The sequence below is a fragment of the Maritalea sp. genome, from assembly GCF_051251695.1.
Classification (GTDB): domain Bacteria; phylum Pseudomonadota; class Alphaproteobacteria; order Rhizobiales; family Devosiaceae; genus Maritalea.
In genome coordinates this window covers 81,123-97,047 of the sequence record NZ_JBPOEU010000011.1, presented here as the reverse complement: position 1 = coordinate 97,047, position 15,925 = coordinate 81,123, and the positions used below count along the sequence as shown (strand labels likewise).

Below are 15,925 nucleotides of genomic sequence, written 5' to 3'. Positions count from 1 at the left end.
TCAGGGTGCAAAAACCGCCTAAGTCAACTAATATAGGGCTTTAAAATCCAAAGTTTAAGACCGCGACGCCTTAACGCCGGTGGAAATATCGCGCACCAAAGCGTGTACCGCCTCTGGTGTGTCTTTTGTGGCTTTACCGTCTTTAAGGCTGTCTTCAACCGCTTTAACAAGCGCGGTGCCGACCACGACGCCATCTGCATCTGCGCCAATGCGCTTGGCGTCGTCTGCGGTTTTAATCCCGAACCCAACGCAAATGGGCAAATCAGTATGGGATTTAAGCCGCTTCACCTGCTCACCGATATTGGTGGGGTTAGATAAAGCCGAGCCCGTGATACCAGTCATGGAGACGTAATAGACAAAGCCCGATGTGTTGTTCAACACTTTAGGCAACCGGACATCGTCGGTGGTTGGGGTCGCAAGGCGGATAAAGTTCAGCCCCGCTTTAATCGCTGGAATGCAGAACTCGTCGTCTTCTTCTGGGGGCAGATCGACAATAATCAATCCATCAATGCCGACGGTCAATGCATCTTTGATGAATTTATCGACGCCATAGATGAAAATCGGGTTGTAATAACCCATCAAAACAATCGGCGTCGCGTCGTCTTTTGCGCGGAAATTTTTGACCTGTTGCAGGGTCTTTTTCATGTCCTGCCCATTTTCCAAGGCACGTTGGCCTGCAGCCTGAATGGCCGGGCCATCGGCCATCGGGTCAGAAAACGGCATGCCGATTTCGATCACATCAGCACCAGCCGCCGGTAGGCCGTCAATAATCGCCTGCGCGGTGTCAAAGTCTGGGTCACCGCCCATAACAAAGGTCACAAATGCTGGGCGGTTTTCTGCTTTTAGCGCTGCAAAACGCTTGTCCATACGTGTCGTCATATTGTTGTTCCTCAACAAGCGCTGTTAGTCGCTGTGTAAATCCACGCCCAAATGTTTCGCAGCGGTAAACACATCTTTGTCCCCGCGGCCACATAGGTTCATGACGATGATTTGATCTTTATCCATTTTTGGTGCGCGTTTAATCACCTCAGCCAAAGCATGGCTTGGTTCAAGCGCTGGAATAATGCCTTCAAGACGGGTCAGCAATTGAAATGCCTCCAACGCTTCGTCGTCATTGATCGGCACATATTCTACTCGGCCACTATCTTTAAGGAACGAATGTTCCGGCCCAATACCAGGATAATCCAGCCCAGCTGAAATCGACGCGCCTTCATCAATTTGACCATCATAGTTTTGCAGCAAATAGGTGCGGTTGCCGTGTAAAACGCCGGGCTTGCCGGCAGTAAGCGATGCGCAATGCTCGTCTGTATCCAGGCCCTTGCCGCCAGCTTCCACGCCAACAATATTGACGTCGCGGTCATCAAGGAACGGATGGAACAGGCCGATGGCGTTTGATCCACCGCCAACCGCAGCCACCAGCATGTCCGGCAGGCGGCCTTCGGCTTCCATCATTTGCTCTTTGGTTTCAGTTCCAATGATCGATTGGAAATCCCTCACCATTTCAGGGTAGGGATGCGGGCCAGCTGCAGTGCCGATCAAATAATAAGTGTCTTCAACATTGGTTACCCAATCGCGTAAGGCTTCGTTCATCGAGTCTTTCAGCGTGCCTTTACCGGCGGTTACCGGAATGATCTCAGCACCCAAAAGCTTCATCCGGAAAACGTTTGGCGCCTGACGTTCAACGTCCTTTGCGCCCATATAAACCGTGCATGGAAATCCAAAGCGTGCGCAAACAGTAGCCGTTGCCACGCCGTGCTGACCTGCGCCGGTTTCTGCGATAATGCGTGGCTTGCCCATGCGCTTAGCAAGCAAGATTTGGCCGATGCAATTATTGATTTTATGGGAACCGGTATGGTTCAATTCATCGCGCTTGAAATAGATTTTAGCGCCGCCCAAATGCTCACTCATGCGCTCAGCATAATAAAGCGGCGAAGGACGCCCAACATAGTGCTTGAGCAAATAGTCGAACTCTTCTTTGAAACTTGGGTCAGCTTTTGCAGCCTTATAAGCTTCGTCCAATTCAAGGATCAGCGGCATAAGGGTTTCAGCGACAAATCGTCCGCCAAAATGGCCAAACCGGCCGTTTTCGTCCGGCCCCATGCGCAAACTATTTACCTGAGACATTTTGTTACTCCTTGAACTGGGCTAGACGCTGGCAATCGTTGCACGCGAAATGAACTTGCGGATCAGTTCCGCATCTTTTTCGCCGCGAACGCGTTCAACACCAGATGCAACATCGATGCTTGGGGGGTGAACGGTGCTGACGGCTTCAGCCACATTATCAATATTTAGGCCACCGGAAAGCATGAAGGGGACCGTGGGGTCAAGTGATTTGAGGATTGACCAGTCAAAAACTTCGCCATTGCCGCCGGGTAGTTCCGCATTCTTTGGCGGTTTTGCATCCAACAAAACCATATCAACATGGGGCAAATATCCAGAAATTGGTTTCAAGTCGGCCAGTTCTGCAACGGGCAACGCTTTGATCAAACGGGCACGGCACATGGATTTTATGTGGGCGACACGTTCAACTGTCTCGCTGCCATGCAACTGGATGTAATGCGGGCGCACAGCGTCAACGGCGGCGACCAAATCATCGTCTGGGTTGACCAGCAACACCACAGATTGCGAGCGACTGCCCGTATATTCAATTAGTGCGCCAATTTCCTCCAATTCCACATATCGTGGGCTTTTGGGGAAATGATTAAAGCCGATAAAATCGGCACCTGCATTAACCGCAGCATCCACGATCACATTGGACTTTACGCCGCAAATCTTTATCGACATCTGCATTTGTTCGGCCTTATCTGGGACGTGTTGGTCTTCACAGTCCATCACCGTGGTTTGACCATTGTAATAAAGAAGGTGGCGTATTGGCTAGCTGCGGTTGGTTTCTAAAAGCGCCAATGGATCATCTTGTTGAAGAGGGCGCTTTTCAGCTTCCACTTCCTTTTGAATTTTGTTGAGATCGCGTTGCAGCTTGCGCTCACCTTTACGGTGCTTGCCTTGGCTGAACCAGCCACCAATTCCCCCAAGCAAAACACCCAAAATCAAGCAAATGTAAATCACCACGAATAGCGGCAATTCAACTGGTCCCCAAAAGGGGGTAAGCGGGGAAATGGGATCAATGCCGATTTGAACAGTGTGCCGATTTGCAAGGGCGAATACCGCCATAAGCACGCCAAACGGCACCAGTACAAACCACATCACCACGCGTTTGATCATCATCATTTCCCAAATTGTTGCCATCCCCATTTGGGGGAAGCAAGGTCGGCAGAACTATTTGTTCAGTCGTTCCCGAATTTCTTTACCGGCTTTAAATTGCGGTACAAATTTTTCTTCAACTTCAACCTTTTCGCCGGTGCGTGGATTTCGGCCAACGCGGGCTGGTCGGTTTTTTACAGAAAACGCGCCGAAGCCGCGCAATTCAGCTCTTCCACCGTCAGCGAGCGCATCGCCAATTTCGTCGATTATTGTATTTACAATATTTTCAACGTCGCGCTGAAACAGGTGAGGATTCTCATCAGCAAGTTTCTGAATAAGTTCCGATTTAATCACTAGTGCCTCCCAAAATACCACTAATTCACTGTTAGCCCACAGGAATTAGCTATTTTGTAGGTTGCCAAACAGACACAAGACCGTCAAGCGCTGTTACGCTTTTTAGGCTAGAACCAATCAATTCTTGTGCAGTCGTGCCGATAAGGTCTTGCACACGGTCCCACTGATTTTCGGGCAACGGGTAATATGTTGCAACAGATTGGTCAATTATTTCGTGCCTTGTTGCAAGCCAATCAAGCGCTTCAAGTTCTCCGCCAATCGCATCAATCAGCTTTTCGTTCAGCGCCTGGCGTCCAGTGAGTACGCGCCCATCGGCCAAACGCAGCACATGGTCACGGTTCATTTCGCGCCGTTCGGCAACGATATCGACAAACCATTCGTAGGAATTATCAACCAAGCTTTGATAGCTCGCGCGCACATTGGGGGCCATCGGCTCATCAATGTCCGGCTCAGCCTTTAAGGGACCGGTTGAAACTTTGTCATAATCCAAGCCAATGGTTTCAAACAGCTTGGATGCATCCAAATGCATCACCAACACGCCAATTGACCCGACAATTGAAAGACGACGCGCATAAATACGATCTGACCCAACAGCCGTCATATAGGCGGCAGAAGCGCCCAATTCATTAATTACGGAAACAACAGGCTTGCTCGCTCGCAATTTAGAAAGCCCTTCATAAAGCTCTTCTCCGCCTGCGGTGGTACCGCCTGGGCTATTGATCTGCACAATAACGGCGGTAATGTTCTCGTCGTCTGCAAGATCATTCAAAATAGCACGGCGCAGCGGGCTGGAGGAAATAGTGCCATCAATCACAATCCGCGCAATATGAGCTTGTTTGATCGGTTCGGAAAACCCACCAAGCGCCTTACCCAAAATGGCAATAACCGCAATACCGACAGCGATAAAGGCCAAAATCCGCCATTTGCGGCGTGAGCGACGTAGCTCGCGTTGTGCCATTACGTTTTCGACCTGTTCGGAATTGGGGATATTGCTCACGTAGAAGCGCTCCAAGTTTGGCAAGTATTGTTAAGTTGCAAAATCGCAAGAACTCAGAATATTTATTGTTTTGGCCGGAACAATGCAAGTCATCTATTTCGCAAGGTCTTGTGGCGTTTTGACCCTTGTTTAAGGAGAACGAGCTTGAATAAAGCTGGCGAGCAGATCGAAATCTTAGCTGGGGGCAATACAAACGTCGTTTTTCGTAAGGGGAATGTGGTCTATCGCCAACCTATGCGTGGTAGCCGGGCCATCGAAGCGCTGTTGCTTTATCTGCAAAACAAGGGTTTTGAATATTCCCCACGCTTTTTGGGACGTGATGAGGAGGGGCGCGAAATGCTGTCCTACATTCAAGGACGTACAGCGATGGATGAAAAGGCTCCTATCCCGTTGGGGTTTCTGAAAAAATGCACAATTGCGATGCGAGAAATGCATGATCTTACCGCGCATTTCCCATTCTCCGAGCACAATTGGGCCTACGCTTTTCCTGATAAGGACTGCCACGACGTTGTCTGCCATAACGATTTTGCACCGTATAATCTAATCATTGGCGAGCAAGGATTTTCCGGCATCATTGATTTTGATGTCTGCGGTCCCGGGCCACGTATTCGCGACGTTGCCTATTTTGCCTATTGGATGGTGCCACTTTCATTTACTGCAAGGGACTTGCAGGAAGCGACAGAAATTGAGCTGGGAAACAACTGCCCGCGCCTTCGCGTGATTTGTGACGCATATGGAGATATCGACATCGCTGAGCTGTTGGAAATGGTTCAAACGGTGCTTGAAGGACTGGGCAGTGAAGAGAATATGCTAAACATTTTTGGCGGCGAAATCACAGCAAAACTCAAACAAGATGGGCACCTGAGCCATTGGCAGAATGAAGCCGTTGCGTTTGAGAGAAACAAAGCGAGGGTTTTGAATTGTTTCACTTAATTCAATAAAAAACCCGGCGCATCAAATTGACGCGCCGGGCTAAATTCAAAAACGTTTAAGCGTTAAAGCTTATTCGTCTTCTGGTTTGTTTTGCTGCATCGCTGCACCAAGAATATCGCCAAGTGAAGCGCCAGAATCTGTTGAACCATACTGGGCCACAGCTTCTTTTTCTTCTGCAATTTCAAGGGCTTTGATAGACAATGTGATGCGACGTGTTTTCTTATCGAACTGGATCACACGAGCGTCCACTTTGTCACCAACTGCGAAACGCTCAGGGCGTTGCTCAGAACGGTCACGGCTAAGGTCAGAACGGCGGATGAACGCGATTTGATCGCCATCAGCAATTTGCACTTCAATGCCACCATCGTTCACTTGTGTTACTGCACAAGTTACGATTGAGCCTTTGCGCATACCGTCTGTCGCTTCGGTGAATGGGTCGTTTGAAAGTTGCTTGATGCCCAAAGAAACACGTTCTTTATCGATATCAACATCCAGAACAACAGCTTTCACCATGTCGCCACGATTGTAATCTTCCAAGGCTTCTTCGCCCTGACGGTTCCAATCAAGATCAGACAAGTGAACCATGCCATCAACATCGTCTTCAAGGCCAATGAACAAACCAAATTCAGTTTTGTTCTTAACTTCGCCTTCAACTTCAGTACCTTGTGGGTACTTAGCTGCAAACGCTTCCCAAGGATTGTCTAGGCACTGCTTAAGACCAAGAGAAATACGACGTTTCTCTGGATCAACTTCAAGAACCTTAACTTCAACTTCTTGCGAAGTAGAAACGATTTTACCTGGGTGTACGTTCTTCTTGGTCCAGCTCATTTCTGAAACGTGGATCAAGCCTTCAATACCTGGCTCAAGTTCAACAAACGCACCGTAATCTGTGATGTTTGTGATACGGCCTGTAAAGCGGCTATCAAGAGGATACTTCTCGCCAATTGTTTCCCAAGGATCAGCTTCAAGCTGCTTCATGCCAAGTGAAATACGGTGTGTTTCCATATTCACGCGGATGATTTGAACCTTGATGGTCTCACCAATTGTAAGAACTTCTGAAGGATGGTTCACACGACGCCATGCGATGTCAGTGACGTGCAATAGGCCGTCAATGCCACCAAGGTCAACAAAGGCACCGTAGTCAGTGATGTTTTTAACAACACCATCAACAACTTGGCCCTCTTCAAGCTTACCAACGATTTCAGAACGTTGCTCTGCACGGCTTTCTTCCAATACAGCACGACGAGAAACAACGATGTTTCCACGACGCTTGTCCATTTTCAGGATTTGGAAAGGCTGTGAGATGTTCATCAAAGGCGCGATGTCGCGGATTGGGCGAATATCAACTTGCGAACGAGGCAAGAAGGCAGTCGCGCCATCAAGATCAACAGTGAAACCACCTTTAACTTGGTTAAAGATGATGCCGTCAACGCGCGTGTTCTTTTCGAACAACTCTTCAAGACGAACCCAGCTTTCTTCACGACGAGCTTTCTCGCGTGAAAGAACAGCTTCACCCATCGCGTTTTCAACGCGATCAACATAAACTTCTACGTCAGAACCGACTTCAAGCGTGCCATCACGGCCAGCTGCGCCAAATTCTTTCAAAGGCACGCGGCCTTCGGTTTTAAGGCCTACATCGATTACTGCGAGATCTTTTTCAATCGCAACAATCTTGCCTTTAACAACGTGGCCTTCTGCAGGCTCGTTTACTTCAAAGCTTTCGAACAATAGAGCTTCGAAATCTTCCATTACGACAGCAGTGTCTGTCATGCGTACTCCGATCGTGTGCCGTTTTTTGTTTAGTGGTTCAAAAAAGCATTAAACTTGAACTGCCATCGCCCTGAAATGTTGAAACCAACAAATCCGGCACGTAAGGGCCCGCACTTCGCATTTAATGCTACGATTTATCCTAAGCAGTTGAGCCAATATCTCATGTCTTGGCAGTCACCGGCGTTCAGAGCTAAAAGACTGGATTTAGCGAGTTTCGTCGCTGATCTTTTTTGCCATAACGCGCTCAACAATATCAAGAGCCGCTAAGAATGCTGCTTCTATACCCAATTCTGACGTGTCTAGCAAGTGGGCATCTGGCGCTTGAAAGAACGCACCAGCCGGGTTCTCCGTGTCATCCTTATCCCGCTTTTTAATCTGGGCAAGAATGTCCTTGTAAGTCACATCCAAATTGCGCGCTAAAAGCTGGTCAGTGCGCCGGCGCGCGCGGGTTGAGGCTTGCGCCGTGACGAAGAGTTTCACGTCTGCATGGGGGCAAATTCGCGAGCCGATATCACGTCCGTCCAATATGGCCCCTTCAGGGGTATCCATAAAGATGCGTTGGGCGCGGTTTAGAGCTTTGCGTACCTCAGGAATACGCGCCACTTTAGATGCGGCGAGCCCGACCTCAGCGGTCGATAAAACCTCTTCATCCAAATTTGTGGTGTCCAAGTTCATCGCTGCATCTATGGCGCGTGCCTCAAAATCTTCGCGTTCCCAATCATCAATGGTGGCTAAGCCAACAGCGCGATACAAAAGGCCCGTATCCAAATGCGCCAAGCCGAAATGGGCGGCCAACCGCTTGGCAATTGTGCCTTTTCCAGAAGCGGCAGGTCCATCAACGGCTATTAGCATTTTGTCTTCCCATTGGTTTGGCTTATTGGTTGGGGCGTGAAAATTCAGCACCCAAACGGGTCATCTCCGGTGTGAATGTAGGGAAGCTTGTCGCAATGATATTGCCATCGTCGACAGTTACATCTTTTTGAGAGGCCAAGCCCATGATCAAAAAGCACATGGCAATACGATGATCCATATGCGTTTTAACGTGCCCGCCACCTGTAACTTTACCCGCGCCGCCTTCAACAGTTAGAAAATCTTCGCCCTCAATACACTCGACATTGTTGGCGCGTAACCCGTCAGCAACGGCGCTTAAGCGATCACTTTCTTTCACCCGAAGCTCTTCAATGCCCGGCATGTGAGTTGCACCCTCAGCAAAGGCCGCTGCGACCGCAAGCACGGGATATTCATCAATCATAGATGCGGCACGTTCAGGCGGCACAGTGACGCCCTTAAGCTCAGAAGACCGAACGCGAATGTCGGCAATATCTTCGCCGCCTGAAACACGTTCGTTCAACACCTCAATGTCACCGCCCATTTCTTGCAAGGTAATCAGCAATCCGGTGCGGGTGGGGTTCATCAACACGTTTTCAATTGTAATGTCAGAGCCTGACACAATCAGCGCCGCCACCATCGGGAAACCCGCGGAGCTAGGATCACCCGGCACTTGCACCTCTTGCCCCAAAAGGTTCGGCAGGCCGCCAACCTTAATGGTGCGTTGTCCGTTTGGCGCAGTTGTTACGTCAACATCAGCGCCAAAACCGGCGAGCATTTTTTCTGTATGGTCGCGGGTGAACACATCTTCAATCACAGTGGTGACACCCGGAATGATCAACCCGGCCAGCATGATGCAGGACTTCACTTGGGCCGACGCAACTGGCGTGTGATAAGTAATCGGCACAGGCTTTGATGGACCGCGAAGCGCGATTGGCAGTTTGCCATCTTGATGCTCGAGCACCTCAACGCCAATGGTGCGCAAAGGGTCGAGCACGCGGTTCATTGGTCGCGAAGACAATGAAGCGTCGCCGACATAGCGGGAAACAAAGTTATATGTGCCCACAAGTCCCATCGCGAGACGAACACCAGTTCCCGCATTGCCGAAATCGAGCGGTTCGCTAGGTTCTGTAAATCCACCAACACCGACACCTTCAACGTGCCAATAAAGCCCACGCTTTTCCACTTTTGCGCCAAGTTGGGTCATTGCGCGACCTGTTGCGAGAACATCTTCGCCTTCAAGAAGGCCAGAAATGACAGTTTCTCCCGTCGCCATAGCGCCAAACATCAGGGCGCGGTGAGAGATTGACTTATCGCCGGGCATGGCAATAGAGCCCTTAAGCCCTAACGACCGCATTGATGCCAATGGGGTGGGGCCAGAAGAATGATTAGACATGTAAAATTTGTTCTTTTGAGTTTTTGATGTTGCGCTTGCGCATCTAACACGCAAAATATGGGTTCGACAATGGCCAGAAAAGCTTCAATCGCGTTTTTTGCAATTTTGCATTTGACAGAAGTGGTTCGAGTACGTAACCCAACCAGCCAACATCTTATAGTTTTTGACGAGGTAAAATAGTGGCCAAAGCAGATCGCGGAACCAAACGCCAGTGTCAAAGCTGTGCAACCAAATTTTACGACTTAGGCAGAGACCCTATTCTTTGCCCAAGTTGTGGCGCTGAATTCCAACTTGCGGTTGTTGAAGCGCCAGTTGTGAAAGAAGAAGTCGCAGCTGTTGTCGTTGAAGAGAAAAAGCCGGAAGAAACTGTTGCAGACACAACCTCAGTTGTTGCCGGTGCTGAAGTTATCTCGTTGGACGACGTAGACGATGATGATGACGACGACGATGAAGACGATGTGATTGAAAATCTTCCAGATGTTGATCTAGATGATGACGACGAGCCAATTACAGCGGCTGACGACAATACGTTTTTGGAAACGGACGACGATGACGACGAAATCGGCTTCGATGTTCCTGTAAAAAAAGACGAAGACTAAGAAATTTTGCTGGGGCGCAAATTCCCACTTGCAACAAACAAATGTTGTGACTAATTTGCGCCACCAGTTGCGAAGGTGATTTGACCTCGCAACTACCCTTTTGGGGCCATAGCTCAGCTGGGAGAGCGCTTCGCTGGCAGCGAAGAGGTCGTCGGTTCGATCCCGTCTGGCTCCACCAATTTCTCTTATTGATCAGAAAGTTTTTCTCGGACACAATGTGTCACGAGTGTCGCGTCACCGCGCAGCTGTTTGCTATTTTGAGGTAGTGTTGATTGCTTTGTCTTTTGAACTTTTAAACAATCCACGCACCTTTGCCGCCAGTTGCTTGCGTTTTTGTAGGGCAGGAAGTTCGACAAAATAGTACGACGCAGCGGCGGCCAGTAAGATTATTGGTGCGGCAATTGCCATCAGCTTAATTGCGTCCAGTCCGGGCATAATGACAATGATCATTTGTTTGATCAAGAACCCATAAATATAGATGCCATAAGAGAAATCGCCAATTTTGTTGAATTGGCGAATTGGCCCTGCGGGCACATAAGCCAGCCAAAAAATTGTGTACCCGATCGCTAGAATAAGCGCGAATTGATAAAATGCTGTGTCCCTCAATAAGATAGGCAACAGGCATAGGGGCACAACCAAAATCAGCGTGACAGGAATTTTATCTCGGAAAATGAAGGCGCCGGAGCCAACTAAAAAGCAAAGTCCAAACCGCATAATATGGTCGACTGGCGCAATGGTTTCACGCAAACCCGTCATAATGGTCACGGCAAAATACAATCCAGCAAACGCCAATAACGTGATGGCAAAACGTCGCTTTGTGGCCATAAGACCTAATGCGCCCAAAATTGCCAACCCAATATAGGCGAGCGCTTCCCACCGCAGTGTCCATAAGGGTACGTTCAGTTCAAAAGGGACTGGCGCGGTTGCGAAAACACCGGGCAAATGACCGTTATCGATCAACATCGAGCTGGTCAGTGGGACATAAAGCCATGTGCTTAGATGCGAGAAATAGCCAAGCAATCCCTGATCCGTAAAAAGGGGGCCAACCACAAAGGCCGTAACCAGTGAAGCGACAAAAAGCCCTGGAACGAGACGCAAGAACCGGGCGGAGAAATATGAAATCATATCGCGCGAACGCGAAAGGCTCTGGGCGATTAGAAACCCGCTGATCACGAAAAACACGTTTACCGCGAGATGCCCGAGTGTGTACCCCGTCTCAACCATCAACGGTTCAATAGCGTCGTCACCACCTACAACAATCGCAGTGTGGCTAGCCACCACAGCGAACGCGGCTATGAAGCGCAATAGGTTTAAATTATTATCCCGGCTATCGCTGTACGTACCGATATTGTCCAAATTGGGTCTTATGATCACGGCGGAGTCCAAACATTGCTAGACGACGCCGAGTTTTCGGCGCACGTCTTTATTCCGCGGGAGTATGGGCCGAATTTGTTAAATATTCTGACCTTTCCGGCTGCGCAATTGATGGACTAGCATTTTGATTGCTATCAATCGGGGTGCGAGCGTGGTCGAGTTCCTTTTGTCGTGCAATCATGTTTTCGACGGCCATGCCGATAAATGATACGGCAATCACCGCAATGTAGGTGCTATGCTCCAACAATTCAGCGCGATCGCCCACAACGGTGTCAAAAGCGCAAAATGCAACAAATGTAAGGGTGGAAAGAAACAGGCCGATCACGAATAGCCGATCTGAGGCTTCCTGTTCACGTTTCCCCGCAATCAGCATAATGTTCAAAGCCGACAGAAAAACAACCGCGATTGCGAGTTCCCAAAACCCCGCAAACGTCAAAATTGACGGCACATAGTCCAGCGGTAATCCTAAATTTTCAAGATAGACGCCAAACTGCCAACTGCGATCTTTGCCAAACCAGGTTATCCCGCCCACCGTCGAACGGTTCAGAAATTTGTCCAAGCCATTAAATAGCCAAAACACCATCCAGTAGAGGACGAAACCGGACGTTATTGCTTTTGATGTCAAAAATTTAAAGTTCATCATAGGTCTCTACGCTTTTATGAGTTTTGATTGTTTTCAGTAAGGCTTGTCGCCTGCTCAGTTTCATTTGTTTTAGGGTCTTGAACGAATTTAGTTTTTGCGATTGCACGCAACTCGGTCAAAAACCCGTCAGCCATTCCCGCAAATTCCAGCCGCTTGGCCGTGCATTGCCCCATGGTTCCCCAGACATGCATTTCGGATGTCGCCTTTTCCAGTCCAGCCATTTGATTGGGACGGAAAACGCTCAGCATTAGTTTTCGCGTGTCCATCAAATCTTGATAAAGCTTTTGCTGAACTTCTATGTCCGGGTTGCATTTCTTAGCAATGATCCATCCCAATCGCGCAGATTGATAGGACGCAAAGATGCGTTTTTGGTTGGGTTTGGGGTTCAAAAGGCTTTTCGACGGTGTGCCAAACAATGCTTCGGCTCTAGTTGGAAAGTCCTTGAGCATAGCCAGTGCGGCGACAATTTCGGCTTGCGATTTATCATCGCATTTGCGCCCACCTTGTGTAAAACTCCATGCCTTTTCGGCCATTTTTTTCGAAATCGTTTTGTCGACACCGGTGCGGGCGCGCCACAACCACCATCGCGCATCAATATAGTCGGCTAAAAAAGAAACTTTTTGATCATTGGGCGTGATGTCGCAAATTTGGTCAATCGCATAGCCATAGGCGACCATAGCAAAGTCAGACCGCAAGTCCTGCATTTTGCCCGCATCAGCAGCCATTGTGGCACTGCAGGTCAAAACAAAAACGATGATAGTATTCATCAAGCGATGCAAAATAGTATTCCCAAATATGCCAAAGGTTAACAAAGTATTGATAGCATGTTGGGGCCTTAAACTCGACCAAATCCATGGCTCGAGCCTTGCAATTCTTTATGTGTAGTTAATTGGAACGGTTAAGATGAATTAGATAATTCAACTTGAAATAGCGCTTCGATTACTCCTTTTACTCATCAAGTGAAGCAACATATCTTAGCTATGCACGGCCCAGACCAGCACTCAGCGTAAGAGTTGCCTTGGTTTTTTTGGGTAAGTTTGAGCGAAAGGATTTAGTAACCATGCTTTGTCAAATAGCTGCAATTTAACACAAATTTGATGGCGATCAGGCATTTGTATATGTGAATTTGAAAATTGGGCGGCTCATCTTTTCGCTGCCCATTTGGACGCAGTGAGCGAAAGTTCAACTGTGTGTGGTTGGGTCCTGTTATGAGTTTGGTGCGAAATATAGTGTCCGAAAGTGAAATTTCTGGATCAATTGATCCAAGACGCGGTTCCGCCTTGTCTAATGGAACGTCGGCAATGCAGGTCGAGTGCATTACCGAGGAAGAGCGTTTTGCCGAGTTGGCTGAGCAGTGGCAAAATTTGGAACTGCGGGCAAATACCGACCATTGCTTCTTTCAAACTTTTGACTGGTGCTACCGCTGGTGGAGTACTGTTGGCCGAGCGAATTCAAACGCCCAATTGTGTATTTTCGCCCTATGGCAGGGCCGCGAAATGCAGGCGGTTTGGCCCATGATGATTGATAAACTGTCGCTTGGTACCAAAGCACTTTTGCCCCTGACGTCACCCCATGCCGAATATTCAAATATCTTGGTCGATAAAGAAATTTTGGGACGTAAGGACGTCGAGCAATTCGTTGATGATGCCCGCACGATGGCAGACTATGATTTGCTGAGCCTGCCCAAAATACCAGTTGGCTCGCCTTTGCAAAGTCTGGTTCAAGGCAAAGGTCGGCTAGCGCCGATCGATGAAGTTGCTTCGATTTTTGATTTGGCTGAGTTTGATGATTTTGCCCAATATCAGGCCAACACGTCAAAATCGACCCGCCGCAACAGGAATAAACGCAAGAACAAACTGGCTCGTTTGGGGCAAGTTGAGTATCGCACTTATTTTGCGGACCACCCCAAATATTCAGAGCTCGTCGCGGTGGCATTGCAGATGAAACGGGCTTGGTTAAAACAAAGCGGTCGCAATGACGCGAAGCTAAACATGGACGGGCTTGAGCAATGTGTAAGCTCGCTTTTTGGCGATAGTCAAAACGGCTCGGGCGCAGTTGTTGGCGCGTTGAAGGTCGATGGCCATCCTGTTGCCATCGAAGTTGGGTTTTTACGAAACGGCCACTATTATTCTTACATTGGCGCATTTGAATTGAGCATGAGCGAATATTCTGTCGGTAAAATTCAAATCGAAGAAGCACTGAAATGGGCAATTGAAACGGGCGTGGACAAATATGATTTGTTGGCGGAGCCCGCAGGTTACAAAGACAGTTGGTCCAATAATCAGTTGCCGCTGCAAAGTCGGGTGTTTGTCAAAACCTTAAAAGGTTATTTGATCGGCGTTGTCTGGCAAATTCTTCTGCGCCCAAGAGTAAAAACGCTGTTTAACTCATTTCCGAGCGAATGGCGTTTGAAAATTTTGAACATTCGCCGCAAAATCTCAAAAAGTTAAGGCGCAAGGATTTGATCAAAACCCTACGCCTTCAGTTGCAATCTCTGCTCGCGCGGGTCGGTCAACTCCAAGCCGTAATTCAGGCGATGTCAGCCCTTGCGACGCGCATATTGGCGGCAGGACTTGCCTATATTTTCCAAATCTATCTGGCCAAAAGTCTGGGTATTGAAAATTACGGTGTGTTCGTCACTTTTTGGACCTGGCAAGTCATCCTAACCCATATCTCGGTGATGGGTTTTTCAGAAAGTGCTGTGCGTTTTTTGCCCAAATATGCCACCCGAATGCGCGAAGATCTCGTCTATGGCTTCATGAGCAACGGTCTTAAATTTGTGCTGGTCACAAGTTTTACCACGGCGCTACTTTGCGGCGTTGCACTTTACTATTTCAGCGATTTGCTTGCCGACAATATGACCGGCTCTGCGATTGTGCTCGCCGTTGGCCTGCCCATTTTGGCGCTCGAACTTTACATTGAAGGCGTGGCGCGCGGCATCGGTTGGTACATGATGGCCATCGTGCCCGGGTTCATTATTAGGCCAATTATTGTCATGGCTAGTCTGTTTGTGATGAGCATGAACGGTATCGCATTGACAGCGGAACTTGCGTTGGCAACAACCGTTGGCGTCACCCTGTTTCTAATCAGCCTTGAAGCCATATTCATCAAACTCCACGTCAAACGCATCAAGCCAAAAACCAGCCTGAGTCACCGTAAGCGTTTGCGCAAATATTGGATTTACGCCGCGCTGCCTTTGGTCGTGGTCACTGGCGTTGAAGAGCTGCTTTACTGGTCAGACATCGTCATTCTGGGCTTCATGGTGCCGTCTGAGGATGTGTCGGTCTACTTCGCGGCCCTTAAATGCATGGCGATCGCCGGCTTCATTCACTACGCCTTTATGATGGTGTTCGCCCGTGAATTCTCGCTGGCCAATGCAGAGGGCGATAAAACTGAACTTCAAACCCGCGTTCACATGGCGTCGACTTGGACTTTCTGGCTCACCATTCCAGCAGTGCTGGCCACGTTGGCCGCTGGGCCGTTTTTGCTGTCGCTTTTCGGCGAAGAGTTTGCCTATGGGCAAGTGATTATGCTGGCCATCGGCATTGGTCTTATCGGAAAGTCTGTGGTGGGGCAGGCATCGAACCTGTTGATCGTGGTCGGTCGAGAACGCCTCAACGTGTTGATCGCCGCCTATTCGCTGATCATCAATATAGCGGTGTCCGTATCCCTAGTGCCTCATTTAGGCATTTTGGGCGCAGCGGTTGGCACCGCTACGTCCCAGATTATTCGTTCTGCGTTGCTGTATTATTACTGCAAACTCAAAATCAATGTGTCCGTCGCCGCCCATCTTGATCCGCGCAAAGTACTGATGACAAAAGCGACTTAGA

At 48.9% G+C, this 15,925-nt stretch carries 16 protein-coding genes and 1 tRNA gene; 5 read left to right on the top strand and 12 right to left on the bottom strand.

Features of this window, described 5'->3' with window-relative positions; all coding sequences use genetic code 11:
- Window positions 1–54: 54 nt before the first annotated feature.
- From trpA to sppA, 6 genes are read right to left on the bottom strand one after another with little or no spacing between them, the layout of a single operon-like run.
- Window positions 55–879, bottom strand: coding sequence for a tryptophan synthase subunit alpha (gene trpA / locus ACSHWX_RS08540; RefSeq protein ID WP_435667781.1), 825 nt, complete (start codon window positions 877–879; stop codon window positions 55–57).
- 24 nt (window positions 880–903) lie between these two features.
- A complete protein-coding gene (gene trpB, locus ACSHWX_RS08535) occupies window positions 904–2,124 on the bottom strand; it encodes a tryptophan synthase subunit beta (protein ID WP_435667780.1) in 1,221 nt (406 codons plus the stop codon).
- A 21-nt stretch (window positions 2,125–2,145) separates the two neighbouring features.
- Entirely contained in the window at window positions 2,146–2,832 is a 687-nt protein-coding gene (locus ACSHWX_RS08530) for a phosphoribosylanthranilate isomerase (protein WP_435667779.1), read from the bottom strand.
- A 42-nt stretch (window positions 2,833–2,874) separates the two neighbouring features.
- The gene (locus ACSHWX_RS08525) at window positions 2,875–3,222 is read right to left on the bottom strand and encodes a lipopolysaccharide assembly protein LapA domain-containing protein (RefSeq protein WP_435667778.1); all 348 of its coding nucleotides are present in this window, start codon (window positions 3,220–3,222) and stop codon (window positions 2,875–2,877) included.
- Between the two features lie 54 nt (window positions 3,223–3,276).
- Window positions 3,277–3,555 (bottom strand): integration host factor subunit beta, encoded by a 279-nt coding sequence (locus ACSHWX_RS08520; protein ID WP_435667777.1) that lies wholly within the window; start codon window positions 3,553–3,555, stop codon window positions 3,277–3,279.
- A gap of 49 nt (window positions 3,556–3,604) precedes the next feature.
- Window positions 3,605–4,552, bottom strand: a complete 948-nt coding sequence (gene sppA / locus ACSHWX_RS08515) for a signal peptide peptidase SppA (protein ID WP_435667776.1) — start codon at window positions 4,550–4,552, stop codon at window positions 3,605–3,607.
- A gap of 144 nt (window positions 4,553–4,696) precedes the next feature.
- Between sppA and ACSHWX_RS08510 the strand changes: the two genes are divergently transcribed.
- A complete protein-coding gene (locus tag ACSHWX_RS08510) occupies window positions 4,697–5,485 on the top strand; it encodes a phosphotransferase (protein ID WP_435667775.1) in 789 nt (262 codons plus the stop codon).
- 69 nt (window positions 5,486–5,554) lie between these two features.
- On the opposite strand, the gene rpsA is transcribed toward ACSHWX_RS08510, so the two are convergent.
- The 3 genes from rpsA to aroA all read right to left on the bottom strand — a co-directional run bounded on the left by rpsA (window position 5,555) and on the right by aroA (window position 9,479).
- Window positions 5,555–7,255, bottom strand: coding sequence for a 30S ribosomal protein S1 (gene rpsA, locus ACSHWX_RS08505; RefSeq protein WP_435667774.1), 1,701 nt, complete (start codon window positions 7,253–7,255; stop codon window positions 5,555–5,557).
- Window positions 7,256–7,459: 204 nt separating this feature from the next.
- A complete protein-coding gene (gene cmk, locus ACSHWX_RS08500) occupies window positions 7,460–8,107 on the bottom strand; it encodes a (d)CMP kinase (protein WP_435667773.1) in 648 nt (215 codons plus the stop codon).
- 22 nt (window positions 8,108–8,129) lie between these two features.
- Window positions 8,130–9,479: a 3-phosphoshikimate 1-carboxyvinyltransferase gene (gene aroA, locus ACSHWX_RS08495; protein WP_435667772.1), complete on the bottom strand. Its 1,350-nt coding sequence runs from the start codon at window positions 9,477–9,479 to the stop codon at window positions 8,130–8,132.
- Window positions 9,480–9,658: 179 nt separating this feature from the next.
- Between aroA and ACSHWX_RS08490 the strand changes: the two genes are divergently transcribed.
- Both ACSHWX_RS08490 and ACSHWX_RS08485 read left to right on the top strand, forming a co-directional pair.
- Window positions 9,659–10,078 (top strand): TIGR02300 family protein, encoded by a 420-nt coding sequence (locus ACSHWX_RS08490; RefSeq protein ID WP_435667771.1) that lies wholly within the window; start codon window positions 9,659–9,661, stop codon window positions 10,076–10,078.
- Window positions 10,079–10,180: 102 nt separating this feature from the next.
- Window positions 10,181–10,256: transfer RNA gene (locus ACSHWX_RS08485), tRNA-Ala, on the top strand.
- A gap of 74 nt (window positions 10,257–10,330) precedes the next feature.
- Here ACSHWX_RS08485 and ACSHWX_RS08480 read toward each other — a convergent pair.
- From ACSHWX_RS08480 to ACSHWX_RS08470, 3 genes are read right to left on the bottom strand one after another with little or no spacing between them, the layout of a single operon-like run.
- Window positions 10,331–11,452, bottom strand: a complete 1,122-nt coding sequence (locus ACSHWX_RS08480; protein ID WP_435667770.1) for an acyltransferase family protein — start codon at window positions 11,450–11,452, stop codon at window positions 10,331–10,333.
- Window positions 11,453–11,501: 49 nt separating this feature from the next.
- Window positions 11,502–12,092: a hypothetical protein gene (locus ACSHWX_RS08475; protein ID WP_435667769.1), complete on the bottom strand. Its 591-nt coding sequence runs from the start codon at window positions 12,090–12,092 to the stop codon at window positions 11,502–11,504.
- 17 nt (window positions 12,093–12,109) lie between these two features.
- A complete protein-coding gene (locus ACSHWX_RS08470; RefSeq protein WP_435667768.1) occupies window positions 12,110–12,862 on the bottom strand; it encodes a hypothetical protein in 753 nt (250 codons plus the stop codon).
- A gap of 462 nt (window positions 12,863–13,324) precedes the next feature.
- On the opposite strand from ACSHWX_RS08470, the gene ACSHWX_RS08465 reads away from it, so the two are divergent.
- Together ACSHWX_RS08465 and ACSHWX_RS08460 are read left to right on the top strand one after the other, a co-directional pair.
- Window positions 13,325–14,545 (top strand): GNAT family N-acetyltransferase, encoded by a 1,221-nt coding sequence (locus ACSHWX_RS08465; RefSeq protein WP_435667767.1) that lies wholly within the window; start codon window positions 13,325–13,327, stop codon window positions 14,543–14,545.
- Between the two features lie 11 nt (window positions 14,546–14,556).
- Window positions 14,557–15,924, top strand: coding sequence for an oligosaccharide flippase family protein (locus tag ACSHWX_RS08460; RefSeq protein WP_435667766.1), 1,368 nt, complete (start codon window positions 14,557–14,559; stop codon window positions 15,922–15,924).
- Window position 15,925: the final 1 nt, after the last annotated feature.